Source organism: Brevibacterium sp. VCM10 (assembly GCF_000583215.1).
GTDB lineage: Bacteria > Actinomycetota > Actinomycetes > Actinomycetales > Brevibacteriaceae > Brevibacterium > Brevibacterium linens.
The window spans coordinates 26,016-40,488 of the sequence record NZ_JAJB01000050.1; the positions used below are offsets into that span (position 1 = coordinate 26,016).

Sequence of the window (14,473 nt, forward strand, 5' to 3'; positions counted from 1 at the left end):
CATGGCCGGTTACAAGTATCGGGCGACTGACGCGAAGATTCGTGCGGCGGAGGAACTGATGCGTTCACGTGGCATCACCGATGTCCAGGCGGACGCGACGAAGCCAACACCAGTGCTCGCCGCTCCGGCCCCGGAGGCGAAGAACGGTGACGTGTTCGAGGTCGTGAAGGAGACTCCGCGCCCGGTCCGTATGCCGCGCCGTGCCGGCACGGTCAGGGTGGCTGCCGCCAGTGCGGTGAAAGTGCTCGAGGAGTCCCCGGGTGAGTGGTTCCGTGTCGCGAAGCGTGGCACGAAGTCGAAGGCGTATTCGTACACGGCGACTCTCCGCCAGGTCACTGACAAGCCGGTGCAGACTCGCATCGTCGATGAGGATGACGCGTTCATCGTCTACGCCCGCATCAAGGCGAAGGAGGCAAAGAAGTGAGGACGTACAAGGTCACCACCCTGGCCGGTCAGGTGCTCACCATCAAGGCCACCGGAATCACGTTCGCACCTGGCCACGTCGCGTTCTCAGCCGACGAAACCCTGGTACGTGCACTCAGCAACCAGACCGTGGTGGAGATCCGAGAAGCCGACCGAATCGAGGAGGAAGCATGAGTGACGACACAGAGGTCTTCTGCAACAACTGCTTCGCAGGCATGGAATCAGACGAGCACCACGAGAAGTGCGTCCGACCGAGAGAAGAACTGCGGACCAGGATCGCCGACGCGATCAGCGAGGCCGACAACGAGTTCCCCATCCTCGGTGACGACTACGGTGCCGCGCCGAATCTGACTGCTATCGCCGACGCAGTCATCGATGCTCTCGGGCTGATCATGGAGAGCAGCATGTTCGGCGGTCGCCGAGACGAAGGGGCGCCGTATGCGGCGGCTCGCGTCGTCGGGAAGTGGGCGAAGCAATGAACTGGGATGAGAAAGCCGAAGACTACGCCGGAGCACACCACACGTACGAGCACCGCACCCCCGAAGATAACCGGCTCATCGAGAAGGGAATCGTGAACGGAGCACGCTGGCAGCGCGACGAACTCCGCACCGACGAAGCAATCGAGCGGGTGGCGAAAGCCGAGTTCAACCGAGAGCAAGCCGACTACGAGTACTTCGACCGCGAGGACTGGGAAGACCAGCACCCGTCGAACCAGGACGTATTCCGATCCCGCGCCCGTACCGCGATCACCGCACTACTCGAGGAGGAAGACGATGAGTGACAACCTCTGCACCCCGGGAATGTTTCAGCCGCCACGACCAGAGCCGATCGTCCCGTCAGGGCCGAGATACGAGTTCACCGGGACCGTGCGCCGACGCAACACATACGGCGACGAATACATCAACTCGATTCCAGCATCAGTCTTCGCCGCGACCATTGACGAGGCCACGGACAAGCTACGTGACGCATTCGGGGCGAAGTACGACGACTTCCGGAACTTCTGGTCGCACAGTGTGCTCATCGAATCCGTCAAGGAGGTCCGATGACCACGCTCAGCCCAGACTGCCGAGACGGCAACTGCCACAAGTGCGACGGCCAAGCCTGGGACGATACCACCGACGCGCTCGCCTCATGTGGCTGCACTTGCCACCTCGAACCCACCCACTGATCAACACCACCACAGGAGACAACCCGGATGCCTTGGCTCAGGACTGGCGACACCGCCGCTAACCACCCCGTCGTCCTCAGCGTCCTCGAAGACAAGAGGGTCGACGACCGGCTGGTCAATGAGGCATTCGGGTTCGTCCTCCGCTGCGCCTTGCAGTCCACCGCCCATCTCACCGACTACGTCATCAGCCACGGCACCGCCGTGCAGATGGCAGGCCATTCCCGGGCCGCTGAGCTGATCAGTGTCGCTATTGCCGCCGGCTACCTCACCGAGGTGGCTGACGGGGAAGGCCGACGCGCCTACAAGCTCATCGAGGACGACACCTTCATCCACATGCGAACGAGAGAGGAGATCGAATGGGAACGCCAACGCAAGCTCGACAACTCGAACCCTGCACTCACGATCCCCGTGCGCCTCCGCGACGGTGACGCGTGCCGCTACTGCGGCCTCGTCGTCAACTTCCAAGGCGACCGGCGCGGCCAGAAGGCAGGAACGTACGACCATCTGGACAGGCAGGTGCAGTCACCAAAAGACATGGTGGTCGCCTGCGGCAGATGCAACGCGGCCCTGCTCGATACGCCGCGGGCTCATCGTGAGAAGCAGATGATGCCCCCGCCGAAGAAGCCCTACTTCAAACCGAAGACGTTGGAGTGGTTGCGCACCCACGAGTACGTGATCACCCATAACATCGTCCTCCCCGACACTGCCGAAGCCGACGTGAGAGCCGGGCGTGTACCGCCCGGCCGTGACGCCGGCACCGCAGCACAGAGGACACCTGAGAACCCTGCATCCCGGTCCGAGGGACAGCCCGCCACCCAGGCGGAGCGTGACCCCGCGGGAGACGTTCACCGGCCCGAGGGACCGCACGGCAACCCGTCGTGTGATGACCCCGCGGTGAACACAGTCTGGTCCGAGGGACTATCCGCCACCCAGGCGGAGTCAGACCCCGCAGACACCGGCTCTGGACCGAAGGGACCGCCCGACACCAACCAGTCGGAGTGTGACCCCGCAGAGCCACCAAGCAGGTTCCAGCAGGTTCCAGCAGGTCGTGTGCATCCAGGATCTGGATATGCCGGGTCGGGTCGGGACGGTAAGGGTTCGGCACGTGACGGTACGGGCAGGGCTGGGTCTGGACGGTCGGCGCCACCTGTCGCCCTTGTGAACTCTCCTGCTCAGAAGAAGCGGAAGAGGAGGAAGCGGTGAAGGTACAGGATTACCGGGCTCTCCAAGCTAAGGCCATGTCGGAGACCCAGCTGCAGGATCAGATCATCGAGCTATCGAAGCAGATGGGTTGGCTCAGCTATCACACTTTCGACTCGCGTCGATCGACACCGGGGTTCCCGGATCTGGTGTTGGTGCACCCGAAGCAGCGTCGTGTGATCTGGCGTGAGTTGAAGTCGGAGACGGGCACGACATCGGCCGAGCAGAAGGTGTGGATCTCCACCCTGTTGCTGGTCGGTGAGGACGTGGATGTGTGGCGGCCCCGCGATTGGGTGAGTGGTCGTATCGAGAAAGAACTGAGAGGACGTTGACGATGTGGGATGCCCGTGATGTTCGGTCGGCATCATTGCCTGAGCTGGTGCGCATGTGTGCTCCGATCGTGCAGCAGTTGGAGGTGACGAAGCTGAGGCAGGACGCCACCACTCCGCAGGGTGAGCGCCGGTCGTCGGATGCTGTGCCGATGGTGTTCCGCATCGGTGCCGCCGAGGTGGCTGATCGGATCACCGAGGTGCTCAGGTCGATGCTCGCTGCTTGGGTGTCAGAGCAGGAGCGGCCAGTGCATCGGATGCTGTCGGTGCCGCAGTTGGTGGCCAGCCTGGATCCGTTGCGTGACTGGGTGGTCAAGCATGCGCAGGCTGAGGAGTGGCATGACCGTCTGCTCGAGCAGTGCCTCAAGGCGTTGGAGCAGATCGACATTCCACCTGAACGTGTGTTCGCTGGCGTGTGTCCGACAGGTGGTTGCGGTGTGGAGCTGTGGCCCATCATCGGGGAGGACGTGACGGTGTGCCCGAGGTGCCAGGCCCAGGTGGATGTGCGGGCCCGGAGGCGTGAGGGGCTCCGGCGTATCGAGGCATTCGAGGCACCACTGTCTCGTGTGGTCGACACACTGCGTGCGGCTGGTGAGCAGATCACCTATGAGCAGGCACGGAAGTGGACGAGTCGCCGTGATGGTCATGATCGTGTGATGCTCAACGCTGTTGGTCACGATCAACGAGGCACGAAGCTGTATCGCCTCGGTGATGTTCGTGCTGTGCTGACTAGAACGACACGCCGCAAGGCGAGATCCTTGCGGGCATAGACTTTCAGACATCTGTCCCATACAATTCTCGTAGAGTCACCAGAGGTGGCGATGAAGGTCTGACACGGTTCTCCGGTCAGGCCTTCTGTCATGTTCGGAGGCAGTCAGTGAAGAAGGTGTGCAACGGCAACGGCTGCCCGAACCTCGTCGACAAAGGCGTGAGGCTCTGCGCTGACTGTGCCCGTGACGCCGAGAGGCTGCGTGGATCGCCCACTGCTCGAGGCTATGGCCGCAAGCACCGCCGCACCTTCCGCGAGGCAGTGCTCGCACGTGATCCGATCTGCATCCTGTGTCATCGTCGACCATCCACCGAGGCCGATCACTATCCTCGCTCACGTCGTGAGCTCGAGGACGCAGGACTGAACCCGAACGACCCGAGCTTCGGGCGGGGCCTGTGCAAACCGTGCCACTCGGCGGAGACAGCAGCCCACCAGCCCGGAGGATTCCGGCAACCCTACTAGGCAAGTCGTCCTGTCGGTATAGACCCCGGGGGATGACCCCCTCGGCCCGGAAATACAGAGACCGCCGGGGAGGGTTAAAAAACGAAAATCGGGTTCAAAAAATCCCGAAACCCCAGGTCAGAACGGGTCTTTTCATGTCGCACAGCGGGGCGCAATGCCTCGCTTTGATGGTGCCGCAAGGGTGCCGGAAGTGAGGTTCAGACCATGACATCAGGAGGTGCACGCGCACGTAGCGGACCGCCGGCCGACTTGAATTCGTACCGTCAGCGTCGGAACGAGGACGGATGGGTCAAGCTGCCCGAGCGTGTCGACCGCCGGCGGACTCCGAACTGGCCGCTCAAGCCTGGTCTCACTGATCGTGAGCGGGAGCTGTGGCGGCAGTTCTGGAAGATGGGTCAGTCCATCGTCTGGGAGTCCCAGCACCAGCAGGTGACGCTCGCGATCTACGTGCGTCTGCTCGTGTCGATCGAGACGGAGAACTTCGACGTTCCGGCTTCGCGGCTCACGCAGATGCGCATCATGGCCGAAGACCTCGGCGTGAACCTCTCCGGCATGGCCCGTCACAAGTGGCGCTACGCCTCCACGGAAGAGCTGCAGAAGAAGTCCGAGGAGTCGGCGCCGGCCGCCGAGGCGAAGCCGCGCAAGTCGACCGCTCAGCAGATCGCGGATCTCTTCCCGTCTGCGGGTGACGACGGTGCAGGCTGATCGGAAGGTCCCGCGCCCGAACTACTCGATCCCTCACCCCATCAAGACGATGGGGTACTTCCTTGCGGACTGGCTCGCGAATCACGCCGTGGTCCCGGACGGGGACATGTCCGGTGAGATGTTCGAGCCGACGATCGATCACAAGATCTTCCTCGCCAACCACTACATCGTCCGCCCGGACGCGCAGCGCGGTGAGCGCGCCTCAGCGTTCCACTACCAGCGTTCAGCCTGGGTGGCGGCGCAGAAGGTTGGAAAATCGCCTGGAATCGCCGGGCACGCGCTGATCGAGTTCGTGGGTCCGTCTCAGTTCGACGGGTTCGCTACCGGCGGTGAGACGTACCGGTGCGCCGAGCACGGCTGTCCTTGCGGGTGGGAATACGACTTCATGCCTGGTGAGCCGATGGGTCGACCCCGCGCCACTCCGCGCATCCAGCTCGCCGCCGTCGTCGAAGATCAGGTGGAAAACACATGGGGCGCCCTCGTCCCGATGATCGACTTCGGGCCTCTGGCCAACATCATCCCGAAGACCGGCGAGGAGTTCATCCGCCACCCGAACGGCAACCGCGACTCAAAAATCGAGATCGTCACCTCGAAGGCTGATTCGAAGCTCGGCGCACGCATTTCCGCTGCGTTCCCTGATGAGACGGGCCTGTACACGGACTCGAACAAGATGCGGAAGTTCAACCGCACCCTGATCCGTGGCCTCGGAGGCATGGGCGGCCGCATGGTCGAGTCCTCTAACCCACCGGACCCGGCAGAGTCGTCCTGGCTGCAGAAGGACACCATGGAGTCAGGCCTCGACGACGTCTACGTCCACCACTTCCCACCACCGAAGCACCTCGACTTCGAGAAACCGGATGAGCGGATGCAGATCTTCCGCTACAACTACCAGTTCTCCCCCTGGGTAGATCTTCGCAGCATTGAGCGAACCGCGAAGGACCTCATGCGCGAGCACCCCGCCGAGGCGGAACGCTTCTACGGCAACCGCATCGTCGCAGGCTCCGCCCACTGGATCAAACAGACCGTCTGGGACCTCCGCGCAGCCGAACCGCGAGTTCAGGTGAAGCCGCGCACGAAGATCTGCCTCGGGTTCGACGGTTCGGAGACGAACGACTGGACCGGTTTCCGCGCCGAGACACTCGACTTCCACCAGTTCACGCCGAGGTATCACAACGGCACCCGCGCCACGATCTGGGATCCGCGAAAGTGGGACGGACGCATTCCTCGCCTCGAGGTCGATGCGGCGCTCGCCGACATCCTCTCCGAGTACGAAGTCGTCCGCGCCTACTTCGACCCCTTCGGTTACCGCACGGAGCTCGCGGAGTGGTCGGCGAAGTACGGCGACGTGATCGTCGAGTTCGCCACCAACCGCCTCGGCCAGATGTTCGAGGCGCTCGAAGCGTTCAAAATGACCGTCGTCGACCCCGAGTCCGAGTTCTCCCACGACGGGGACGAGACAGTGTCCGTCCACATCCGCAACGCAGTCGAATCCGCTGTCGGTGGCCACGGGAAGTACTACATCAAGAAGGCGTCCGAGGATCAGAAGATCGACCTCACCATGTCCTCAGTACTCGCCCATCAGGCGACTCTCGACGCGGTGAAATCGGGAGCGAAGAACACGAAGAAGTCCACGATCTACACCGGCACATCGACGAAATGGAGGTGACATGCCCACACTGAGCGTCGAGCAGGCCGAGCAGATGACAGACCGTCTCTCCCAGGACCTGCAGTACCGCCGCGGCGACATCACGAAGCGCATGAACTACCTCACCGGCGAGACCGGCCGTCTCCGTTTCGCCTCGGACAAGTTCAAGGAGAGCTTCCAGAAACGCTACGCCGGGTTCACCGACAACTGGTGCGCCCCCGTTGTCGAGGCCGTCGGTGAACGCATGGTCTACCTTGGCCTACGTCCCGCCGGGAAGCTCGGCGCCGACACGGAGCTCGCGCGCGCCTGGGAAGCCACCGGAGCCGACGCCGGCATCCAGGAGGCGCTCGCCGTCCGCTCCGCGGCTGCGCGTGCGTTCGCGCTGGTCGCGCCCACGAAGCGTGCGGATCGGCCCAGGATCACGTTCGAACACCCCGAGCTCACCATCGTTGACGAGGACCCGGCCACGGGTGAACGGCGCGCGGCGCTGATCATGTGGGCTGATGATTCGTGGGAGTACGCGACCTTGTACACCGCTGACCAGGTGTGGAAGTTCCAGCGGAAGACCTCGGAGGACCGCGAGATGCGGCAGGGTCGGCCTGTCGACACTGGGCGCGGGTGGGAGCCTCGCCACTTCAACACTGACGATACGTGGCCGGCACGGAATCCGCTCGGCCAGGTGCCGATCGTGGAGATGAAGAACCGGTCGTTCCTCCGCCCTGACCAGCCGATTTCAGAGATCTCGGGTGTCATGGCCATGCAGGACGCGATCAACCTCACCTGGGCGTACCTGCTCAACGCTCTCGACATGGTTTCTCTGCCTCAGCGGATCATCACCGGAGCAGATATACCGACGGTGCCGATCCTCGGCAACGACGGCCAGGACACCGGAATGACTCGCCCCCTCGATCTCGACTCCCTCACCGGGGAGAAGATCCTGTGGATCGATAGCGATGAAGCGGAGCCGCACGAGTGGTCGGCCGCACAGATCGCCCCGTTCCTCGAGGTCACCCAGCAGGCCGTCGAGCACATCGCCGCTCAGACCCGCACCCCGCCACACTACCTGTCCGGGAAGATGGTCAACACCGCCGCCGAGGCGCTGACGATCTCTGAGGCCGGTCTCGTCTCCCGCGCCCGTCAGTCGATCCTCTTCGTCAACCAAGACGTGCGCACCATCAACTACCTCACCGCGCTGGCGATGGGCCGTTCGGAGAAGGAAGCCGACCAGATCGGGGCCGGCACCCCGATGTGGGCCGACCCGCAGTACCGGTCGGATGCGCAGCGTGCTGATGCTCTGCTCAAGAAGAAGCAGCTCGGCTACCCCATGAAGTACCTGCTCGAGCAGGACGGTCTACCTCCGCACGAGATTGACCGGGTCATGAAGATGATCAAGGAAGAGCAGGAACAGGACCCGCTCGGCGTCATCCAGCGCATGACCACCACCGGACAGTCTGAGCAGCCCCAGGACGTCGACGAGCAACTATGAGCACCGCCGACGTCGTCCGTGCAGCGTCTCGCCACAAACAGGCCACAGCTGAGCTGACGAACGCCGCGTTCATCCGGGCCGCAGGGGCGTGGAAGAAGGTCAACCCCGGTTCCATCGTCTCCTCCTGGCAAATCCTGTCCACCTCGGTCATTGCCGCACTGATGGTCGCCCAGTCCCGCTCCGTCGACTCAGCAGACACCACCCTCGACCTCGCGTTCAACGAACAGAACATCGACCCCATCGACGCACGCATTCGCAAGGAAGCGATCGTCGGCACCATGCCCGCAACCGGCGCAACTCTCGATGCGGCGCTCGCCGGTGTCGCCTACCACGCGCTCGACCACATCGGGCGAGGGTATTCGACGAACGAGGCCATGCAGACCGGGATGGTGGAGTTGTCAAAGCTCGTCCAGTACGGAATCGCTGACGCCGGCCGTGCCTCGTCACAGATTCGTATCGGATCTGCCCGGCAGAAGGTCGGGTACGTGCGTATGGCGTCGGCCGGGTGCTGCGCACGGTGTTCGGTGCTCGCAGGCCAGTACTACGCGTGGAACACCGGGTTCCTCCGCCACCCGCACTGCCGGTGCGTCCACATCCCAGCCCGGGAGTCCATGGCCGACACCTTCGCCACGGACCCGTACGAAGCATTCGACGCACTGTCCGCTGCGGAGCAGGATCGCATCTACACGAAAGCCGGCGCCGAGGCGATCCGCAACGGCGCCGACATGAACCAAGTCATCAACTCCCGCCGCGGCATGACCACCTCAGGCAGGTTCACCAGTGAAGGTGTCACGAAACGCGGATACTTCCGCATCTCGTCTGATGCCGGCCGAGCCGGAAAACGCCGCCTATCCGTCGACGAGATCCTCCGCCGCTCCGGCCAGGACAAGACACGGTTCGTCAGCCTGCTCACCGAGTACGGCTACTTCGTCTGACCCCACAGATTTCCCCACCTCCACGGCAAGCGTGGAGGTCCCCACCATGCGCAAAGCAGGAGGAGAACACAATGGCCACCCTCAAACCCAACGAGGAACCGCAGCTCAAGCCGAACGACGACGATGAGCACGAAGACCAGCCGAACGACAATCAGGATCCTGACCCGAGCGGCGACCAGATCAGTGACGACGAAGACGATTCGGACGACGAAGCCGGCGCCGACGACCTCGGCGACAAGGGCAAGCAGGCCCTCGACCGGATGAAGACTGCCCGCAATGACGCGAAGAAGCTCGCGAAGGAACGCGAAGCCGAGATCGCTGAACTCAAACGACAGCTCGCCGCGAAGGACAAGACGCCCGAGGAGAACGAGCTCGAGGCCGCACGCGCAGAAGCCCGCGCCGAGGCGATCACCGCCGCCAACGCCCGCGTCATCCGCTCCGAGGTGAAATCCGCAGCGGCAGGGAAGCTCCGCAACCCCGCCCTCGCGATCAAACTCCTCGACCTCACAGACTTCGATGTCGACGAAAACGGGGACGTCGACACCGATCAGATCCAGGAAGCCATCACTGACCTCCTGGAAGAGAACCCCGAACTCGCCGCGCAAGGCGGCAACGCCAGTTTCGACTCCGGGCGTGGCAAACAGCCACGGAAGAAGAAGCTGACCAAACAAGACCTCGCTGGCATGTCTCCGAAGGAGATCGCCAAGGCCTACGACGAAGGCCGGGTCGAAGCCTGACCGCCCAACCGGGGCAGTCATAACCAGAAGGGAAGATCGCCATGGCGATTACCAATTTCATCCCGGAGATCTGGTCATCCAAGATGCTCGTCGAGTTCCAGAACACCGCCGTGTGGGCTGGACTCACTAACCGCGAGTACGAGGGCGATCTCCGTTCCGGGAACACGCTGCACATCACCAGCCCCGTCCCGATCACCATCAAGGACTACAAGGCCGCCGGCCGCACCACCACCGCCGACGACATCGACGACACCGGGCTCGACATCCTCGTCGACCAGGAGAAGAGCTTCGACTTCTACGTCGACGACATCGACCGCGCCCAGGCCGCCGGCAACCTCAACGAGTACACCAAGTCGGCCTCCGACGGACTCGTCCAGGACGCCGACAAGTTCCTCGCCGCGCTCGCCGTCACCAACGGCACCGCAGTCACACCCGGTGCCGAGGCCGCCGACGCCAAGACCGCGTGGAACGTTCTGCGCGACCTCGTCAAGGCACTCAACAAGGCGGCCGTGCCCAAGGAGAACCGTGTGTTCGTCGCGAACGCCGAGTTCGAGGCGCTCCTCTTCGAGCACGACTCGAAGATGACCAACTCCGACCAGTCGGGATCGACCGACGGGCTGCGCAACGCATCCCTCGGCAAGCTCCTCCGACTCGACGGATACGGGTCGGAGAACCTGCCCCAGACCGACGTCCCGCAGGTCGTGGCCATGCACCGCTCGGCGCTCGCCTACGTCTCGCAGATCCAGAAGACCGAGGCGATGCGTGCGGAGAACAAGTTCGCTGACCGTCTGCGTGGCCTCCACGTGTACGGCGGCAAGGTTGTTCGTCCGAAGGCGATCGCTGTCTACACCGGTGCCGATGCCGGCGGCGGGGCGTGATCTCGGATGACGCTTGTGAAGGGGCCCAACGGTCTCATCGTCGACGTGGCCCCGTCGGTCGCCTCCGGGCTGATCGGCGGCGGCCACGTCGTAGCGGTGGAAGATTCTGACGCTGACGCGCAGGACTATTCCACCGACGGCGAAGAGACCGCCGCTGACCAGGAAGAACAGACAGAGCAGCAGGTGGAAGATTCTGACGAAGAATCACCGGAGACTTCCACCGAAGCCCAGACCAAACCCGGCGGAAACGCCTCCAAGCAAGTTTGGTACGACTACGCACTCGCTCAGGGGTTCGCCGAGGAACAGCTCGACGGACTCAAGCAGAACGAGATCCGCGCACTGTTCGACGAATGAGGAGGTGACTGACGATGCTGATCACACCAGACGCGCTCGCCCTCTACGGGGAGACGTTCGAAGAGTCCGAGACCGCAACGGTCAATGAGCTCATCGCGTCGGCATCGTCGGCTATCACCTCGGCGGCCGGCACAGGCATCCTCGCTGACACATCGACGGTCGAGGTGCTCGGGCTCAATGAGCGGCTGCTCAATCTGCCCGGCACCCCGGTCCGTCGTATTGACGAGATCCTGGCCGACGGTGACCTCGTCGACCCGCGTTCATACCGGGTCACGGCGAACGGCGCGTACCGGGCGCAAGGCTGGGCGTGCGGCCGTAACCTGCCGACCCTGACGATCACCTACTTCCACGGATACGACGAGATCCCGCGGGACATTCAGACACTCTGCGTGTCCATGGTCATCGCCGGTCTCATTGCCTCCCGTGAGGGCGGCTGGGATCTGCAGAACGGGCGCATATCCTCCATCGGTGTCGACGACTACCGGGAGGCCTACGCCACCTCCGGGGAGGGCATCGAGCAGGTCACTCCGATGGATCTGCCTGAACGCACCCGCAGGGCACTGCGGAAGCGTTTCGGCGGTGCCGTGGCCGTGGTGAACTCGCTGTGAGCGCCCGGGCCCGCGCCGCCACTCTGCGTGGCCGTCGCCGCGCCGAGGCTCTGATGCAAGATCAGTGCCTCATCCGCCGAGTCACCGGCGAGACCACCGACCGGGAGACCGGGAAGGTCGTGCCGGTCTACTCCGACGTGTACACCGGCAAGTGCAAGCTGCAGTCCTACGAGGGCTACGAGCAGTCGAGGACTGCGGCCGAGGCCACGGTGACCGTGCAGCGCATGTCCGTGCACCTGCCTGTGGGTGCGTACCGCATCAACGTCGGCGACATCGTCGAGATCACCGCATCCCGCATGGACCCGATGCTCACGGGCCGGAAGTTCCGCATCACCCAGGAAGCCCCGTTCAAGACGTTCGCCACCGCCTACCGCGTGTTCGTCGACTACATCGCGGACTGAGGAGGACCACATGCCACTGGACACCTCAGAGACTCAGAAGCTCGTCGATGCTCTCGACCAGTTCGACTCCGATGTTCGCTCAAAAGCCGAAGCCGTGCTGGTCAAAGGTGCCGTGCAGATCAAGAAGAACCTGCAGGAAGACGCTCGAGGTTCGAAGTACTTCAAGCAGTTCGCGAAGAAGATCAGCTACGAAACCACGAAGCGGAAGAACACCACCGAGGTGGAGATCGGCCCCGAGAACGACAAACCGACCGGGAAGAATCCCGGCGGCGGGCCCGGCGCTGCTATCGCCTACTTCGGTGGCGCGAACGGTGGCGGCGGAACTCTCGACTTCGACGAACCCGTCGAGCGGGAGTTCGACACCATCGACGACTTCCTTGGCAAGCTCGGTGATGCCCTGTGAGCATCCTCGCCCTCACCGACGCGATCGAAGAAGTGTTCCCGAACGGAACCCTGTTCGAAGCGGTCAAACCCAACGAGAAGGGCCAGTACGTCGAGGACGCGTTCCCCTGGGTCGTCGCACGCATCCACATCCCGAACACCCTATCCCGCTCCATGGCCGGCACCAGGCACGCGCAACGCGTACGCATCACCGTCACCATCGCCGGACTCACCTTCACCTCGGTCAGAGTCAAGGCCGACAAACTCGACCCCATCGTCGAGGGCGCCCGCCCTGCAGCTGAGGGATGGTCCCTGTCCCCGATCCGCAGGCTCAACACTCGCGACATCGTCGAGGACGACTCGATCACGCTCACCTCGGCGAACCGTCACCCGGTCTACACCGTCATCGAGTGGGAACTCACGGCCGCCAGGGCCTGATCCCGACCACACCCACAAGGCCTCACCGATCGGTGGGGCCTTTCGCATACCCGGAGGCGCTCATGCCCTATTTCGTCCGCGTCAAGGACAAGTCGACGAAGCACCAGTTCGACGTGCCCGAGACCGACCCCCGGATCGGGAAGACCTTCACCTTGGTCAACTCCGACCGTTACCCGCGCTCTCGCAATCCGCGACCGCCGAAACATCACGTCCCCAACGTCCCTGCCCGACTGGCTGCCCCGGTCGAGCAGGGTTCGTCCGATGACAGCCAGAAGTCGGACGTTCCGGCTGCGGCATCCGCCGACGCCACCGAAACACCTGAGTCGAAGCCGGCTCGGGCCAACTCAAGAAAGTGAGGCCATGTCATGGCTGAAATTCCATCGACGCCGGCGGACGGCAACTTCAAGGTCGTCTGGGTTCCTGCGATCGCCGATACCGCGAATCCCACCGTCACCGAAGTCACTGCAGAGGGTGCTCTCGACATCAGCTGCTATCTGACCGGTGACGGGTGGAACCCGACGAAGGAGCAGGCAACGATCCCGGATCCGCGCCTGTGCTCCCGCCAGGAGTTCGGACGCCCGGGCCGAAAGACTCCGGGCCTGTCGATCACCGTCATCGACAACACCAACTCCGACAACGCGGCGGACTCCAACGAGGCCGTCGAGACGATCGTCGAAGGCGCCCAGGGCTACTTCGTCGAGCGCATCGGCGTCGCCTACGAGGACGACTTCGCCACTGACCAGAAGGTCAGCATCTACCCGGCCACGGCCGGTGAGAAGCAGGTTCTCGCGCCGGAGGCGAACTCCGTCACTCGCGCGACGATCCCGCAGTTCATCTTCGCCGAGGTGAAGACGGACGTGGCGCTCGCCGCCGGGGCCTGACCCTCCCCAACTCCTGGCCGTGCGTGGCTTTTCTCCTGTCCACGCACGGCCAGGGCACCACCATCCACACCACACAGGAGAGAACAGGAGAAGCACCATGTCGAAGCTCGGCACAACCCGCCCCACCACCGTCGTCAACGTCGTCACGAACCTCGATCTGCTCGCCGAACACGAAGCTGCCACTCAGGAGCTCGAGCGACTCAACCGCGTCCAGTCTGCCTCTGACCGTCTGAACTCCGCGTACTCGAAGGAGATCCGCGAGCAGGCGGAGAAGATCCAGGCGATCGAGTCGCAGATGGACGAGTCCACAGTCTGTGTGAAGCTCAAGGCGCTCAAACGTGCGAAGTACGCCGAGGTGGTCGCGAACCATCCTCCGCGTGAGGACAACGACGTCGACACCGCGTTCGGCGTCAACACCGATACGTTCGGTGACGAACTCATTCCACTGTCGATCGTTGACGCCTGGAACAAGGCCACTGGCGAGAAGGTCGACTTCACCGGCGATGACTGGGCCGAAGAGGCCGACGAATTCACTGATGCCCAGTTCAACGAGTTCGCGATGGCGGCCCTCAACATCAACCGGGGTGCGACAGCGATCCCTTTTTCGTCGATCGCCTCCGCCGTGATCCGGAACTAAGACGCGAAGCCGAGGCGGCTGAACGCCTCGGCATCA

Annotated in this window: 22 protein-coding genes; all 22 read left to right on the forward strand. The window is 63.5% G+C overall.

The window, feature by feature from the left end:
- Window position 1 precedes the first annotated feature (1 nt).
- The 22 genes from AD89_RS0114855 to AD89_RS0114965 all read left to right on the forward strand — a co-directional run bounded on the left by AD89_RS0114855 (window position 2) and on the right by AD89_RS0114965 (window position 14,437).
- A complete protein-coding gene (locus AD89_RS0114855) occupies window positions 2–424 on the forward strand; it encodes a hypothetical protein (protein WP_025780200.1) in 423 nt (140 codons plus the stop codon).
- Window positions 421–597, forward strand: coding sequence for a hypothetical protein (locus AD89_RS20025; protein ID WP_155807480.1), 177 nt, complete (start codon window positions 421–423; stop codon window positions 595–597). Before AD89_RS0114855 ends, AD89_RS20025 begins: the two co-directional genes overlap by 4 nt.
- Window positions 594–902: a hypothetical protein gene (locus AD89_RS0114865; RefSeq protein ID WP_025780202.1), complete on the forward strand. Its 309-nt coding sequence runs from the start codon at window positions 594–596 to the stop codon at window positions 900–902. The genes AD89_RS20025 and AD89_RS0114865 overlap by 4 nt, the downstream gene beginning before the upstream one ends.
- The gene (locus AD89_RS0114870) at window positions 899–1,204 is read left to right on the forward strand and encodes a hypothetical protein (protein ID WP_025780204.1); all 306 of its coding nucleotides are present in this window, start codon (window positions 899–901) and stop codon (window positions 1,202–1,204) included. The genes AD89_RS0114865 and AD89_RS0114870 overlap by 4 nt, the downstream gene beginning before the upstream one ends.
- A complete protein-coding gene (locus AD89_RS0114875; protein ID WP_025780206.1) occupies window positions 1,197–1,469 on the forward strand; it encodes a hypothetical protein in 273 nt (90 codons plus the stop codon). The genes AD89_RS0114870 and AD89_RS0114875 overlap by 8 nt, the downstream gene beginning before the upstream one ends.
- A 149-nt stretch (window positions 1,470–1,618) precedes the next feature.
- Entirely contained in the window at window positions 1,619–2,794 is a 1,176-nt protein-coding gene (locus AD89_RS19390) for a hypothetical protein (RefSeq protein ID WP_025780208.1), read from the forward strand.
- Complete coding sequence (locus AD89_RS0114885; protein ID WP_025780210.1) at window positions 2,791–3,123, forward strand: VRR-NUC domain-containing protein; 333 nt, start codon at window positions 2,791–2,793, stop codon at window positions 3,121–3,123. The genes AD89_RS19390 and AD89_RS0114885 overlap by 4 nt, the downstream gene beginning before the upstream one ends.
- A gap of 149 nt (window positions 3,124–3,272) precedes the next feature.
- On the forward strand, window positions 3,273–3,890 hold the full coding sequence (locus AD89_RS0114890) for a hypothetical protein (RefSeq protein ID WP_155807481.1): 618 nt from the start codon (window positions 3,273–3,275) through the stop codon (window positions 3,888–3,890).
- Window positions 3,891–4,555: 665 nt separating this feature from the next.
- On the forward strand, window positions 4,556–5,056 hold the full coding sequence (locus AD89_RS19395) for a hypothetical protein (RefSeq protein WP_025780214.1): 501 nt from the start codon (window positions 4,556–4,558) through the stop codon (window positions 5,054–5,056).
- Window positions 5,037–6,722: a hypothetical protein gene (locus tag AD89_RS0114905; RefSeq protein WP_155807482.1), complete on the forward strand. Its 1,686-nt coding sequence runs from the start codon at window positions 5,037–5,039 to the stop codon at window positions 6,720–6,722. The genes AD89_RS19395 and AD89_RS0114905 overlap by 20 nt, the downstream gene beginning before the upstream one ends.
- A 1-nt stretch (window position 6,723) precedes the next feature.
- On the forward strand, window positions 6,724–8,187 hold the full coding sequence (locus AD89_RS0114910) for a phage portal protein (protein ID WP_025780217.1): 1,464 nt from the start codon (window positions 6,724–6,726) through the stop codon (window positions 8,185–8,187).
- Window positions 8,184–9,122, forward strand: coding sequence for a VG15 protein (locus tag AD89_RS19400; protein ID WP_025780219.1), 939 nt, complete (start codon window positions 8,184–8,186; stop codon window positions 9,120–9,122). Before AD89_RS0114910 ends, AD89_RS19400 begins: the two co-directional genes overlap by 4 nt.
- 71 nt (window positions 9,123–9,193) lie before the next feature.
- On the forward strand, window positions 9,194–9,859 hold the full coding sequence (locus AD89_RS18805; RefSeq protein ID WP_025780220.1) for a phage scaffolding protein: 666 nt from the start codon (window positions 9,194–9,196) through the stop codon (window positions 9,857–9,859).
- A gap of 41 nt (window positions 9,860–9,900) precedes the next feature.
- Window positions 9,901–10,737: a P22 phage major capsid protein family protein gene (locus AD89_RS0114925; protein ID WP_025780222.1), complete on the forward strand. Its 837-nt coding sequence runs from the start codon at window positions 9,901–9,903 to the stop codon at window positions 10,735–10,737.
- A gap of 6 nt (window positions 10,738–10,743) precedes the next feature.
- Window positions 10,744–11,091, forward strand: coding sequence for a hypothetical protein (locus AD89_RS0114930; protein ID WP_155807483.1), 348 nt, complete (start codon window positions 10,744–10,746; stop codon window positions 11,089–11,091).
- 14 nt (window positions 11,092–11,105) lie between these two features.
- Window positions 11,106–11,699, forward strand: coding sequence for a hypothetical protein (locus AD89_RS0114935; RefSeq protein ID WP_025780226.1), 594 nt, complete (start codon window positions 11,106–11,108; stop codon window positions 11,697–11,699).
- The gene (locus AD89_RS18810; protein ID WP_025780227.1) at window positions 11,696–12,100 is read left to right on the forward strand and encodes a DUF6093 family protein; all 405 of its coding nucleotides are present in this window, start codon (window positions 11,696–11,698) and stop codon (window positions 12,098–12,100) included. Before AD89_RS0114935 ends, AD89_RS18810 begins: the two co-directional genes overlap by 4 nt.
- A gap of 10 nt (window positions 12,101–12,110) precedes the next feature.
- On the forward strand, window positions 12,111–12,503 hold the full coding sequence (locus AD89_RS0114945) for a hypothetical protein (RefSeq protein WP_025780228.1): 393 nt from the start codon (window positions 12,111–12,113) through the stop codon (window positions 12,501–12,503).
- Window positions 12,500–12,919 carry a hypothetical protein gene (locus AD89_RS0114950; protein ID WP_025780229.1) on the forward strand — a complete coding sequence of 140 codons (420 nt, stop codon included), beginning with the start codon at window positions 12,500–12,502 and terminating at the stop codon, window positions 12,917–12,919. The genes AD89_RS0114945 and AD89_RS0114950 overlap by 4 nt, the downstream gene beginning before the upstream one ends.
- Before the next feature lie 62 nt (window positions 12,920–12,981).
- The gene (locus AD89_RS0114955) at window positions 12,982–13,275 is read left to right on the forward strand and encodes a hypothetical protein (protein ID WP_025780231.1); all 294 of its coding nucleotides are present in this window, start codon (window positions 12,982–12,984) and stop codon (window positions 13,273–13,275) included.
- 9 nt (window positions 13,276–13,284) lie between these two features.
- Complete coding sequence (locus AD89_RS0114960; protein ID WP_025780232.1) at window positions 13,285–13,800, forward strand: phage tail tube protein; 516 nt, start codon at window positions 13,285–13,287, stop codon at window positions 13,798–13,800.
- A 97-nt stretch (window positions 13,801–13,897) separates the two neighbouring features.
- Window positions 13,898–14,437: a hypothetical protein gene (locus AD89_RS0114965; protein ID WP_025780234.1), complete on the forward strand. Its 540-nt coding sequence runs from the start codon at window positions 13,898–13,900 to the stop codon at window positions 14,435–14,437.
- Window positions 14,438–14,473: the final 36 nt, after the last annotated feature.

What these genes read in the sequence shown, in the direction of transcription:
- AD89_RS19395 (WP_025780214.1), top strand. Translation starts at nt 4,556, where the DNA reads ATGACATCAGGAGGTGCACGCGCACGTAGCGGACCGCCGGCCGACTTG.
- AD89_RS19390 (WP_025780208.1), top strand. Translation starts at nt 1,619, where the DNA reads ATGCCTTGGCTCAGGACTGGCGACACCGCCGCTAACCACCCCGTCGTC.
- AD89_RS0114890 (WP_155807481.1), top strand. Translation starts at nt 3,273, where the DNA reads ATGGTGTTCCGCATCGGTGCCGCCGAGGTGGCTGATCGGATCACCGAG.
- AD89_RS0114865 (WP_025780202.1), top strand. Translation starts at nt 594, where the DNA reads ATGAGTGACGACACAGAGGTCTTCTGCAACAACTGCTTCGCAGGCATG.
- AD89_RS0114875 (WP_025780206.1), top strand. Translation starts at nt 1,197, where the DNA reads ATGAGTGACAACCTCTGCACCCCGGGAATGTTTCAGCCGCCACGACCA.
- AD89_RS0114925 (WP_025780222.1), top strand. Translation starts at nt 9,901, where the DNA reads ATGGCGATTACCAATTTCATCCCGGAGATCTGGTCATCCAAGATGCTC.
- AD89_RS0114935 (WP_025780226.1), top strand. Translation starts at nt 11,106, where the DNA reads ATGCTGATCACACCAGACGCGCTCGCCCTCTACGGGGAGACGTTCGAA.
- AD89_RS0114965 (WP_025780234.1), top strand. Translation starts at nt 13,898, where the DNA reads ATGTCGAAGCTCGGCACAACCCGCCCCACCACCGTCGTCAACGTCGTC.
- AD89_RS18805 (WP_025780220.1), top strand. Translation starts at nt 9,194, where the DNA reads ATGGCCACCCTCAAACCCAACGAGGAACCGCAGCTCAAGCCGAACGAC.
- AD89_RS0114955 (WP_025780231.1), top strand. Translation starts at nt 12,982, where the DNA reads ATGCCCTATTTCGTCCGCGTCAAGGACAAGTCGACGAAGCACCAGTTC.
- AD89_RS0114855 (WP_025780200.1), top strand. Translation starts at nt 2, where the DNA reads ATGGCCGGTTACAAGTATCGGGCGACTGACGCGAAGATTCGTGCGGCG.
- AD89_RS0114960 (WP_025780232.1), top strand. Translation starts at nt 13,285, where the DNA reads ATGGCTGAAATTCCATCGACGCCGGCGGACGGCAACTTCAAGGTCGTC.
- AD89_RS19400 (WP_025780219.1), top strand. Translation starts at nt 8,184, where the DNA reads ATGAGCACCGCCGACGTCGTCCGTGCAGCGTCTCGCCACAAACAGGCC.
- AD89_RS0114870 (WP_025780204.1), top strand. Translation starts at nt 899, where the DNA reads ATGAACTGGGATGAGAAAGCCGAAGACTACGCCGGAGCACACCACACG.
- AD89_RS0114910 (WP_025780217.1), top strand. Translation starts at nt 6,724, where the DNA reads ATGCCCACACTGAGCGTCGAGCAGGCCGAGCAGATGACAGACCGTCTC.
- AD89_RS0114930 (WP_155807483.1), top strand. Translation starts at nt 10,744, where the DNA reads ATGACGCTTGTGAAGGGGCCCAACGGTCTCATCGTCGACGTGGCCCCG.
- AD89_RS0114945 (WP_025780228.1), top strand. Translation starts at nt 12,111, where the DNA reads ATGCCACTGGACACCTCAGAGACTCAGAAGCTCGTCGATGCTCTCGAC.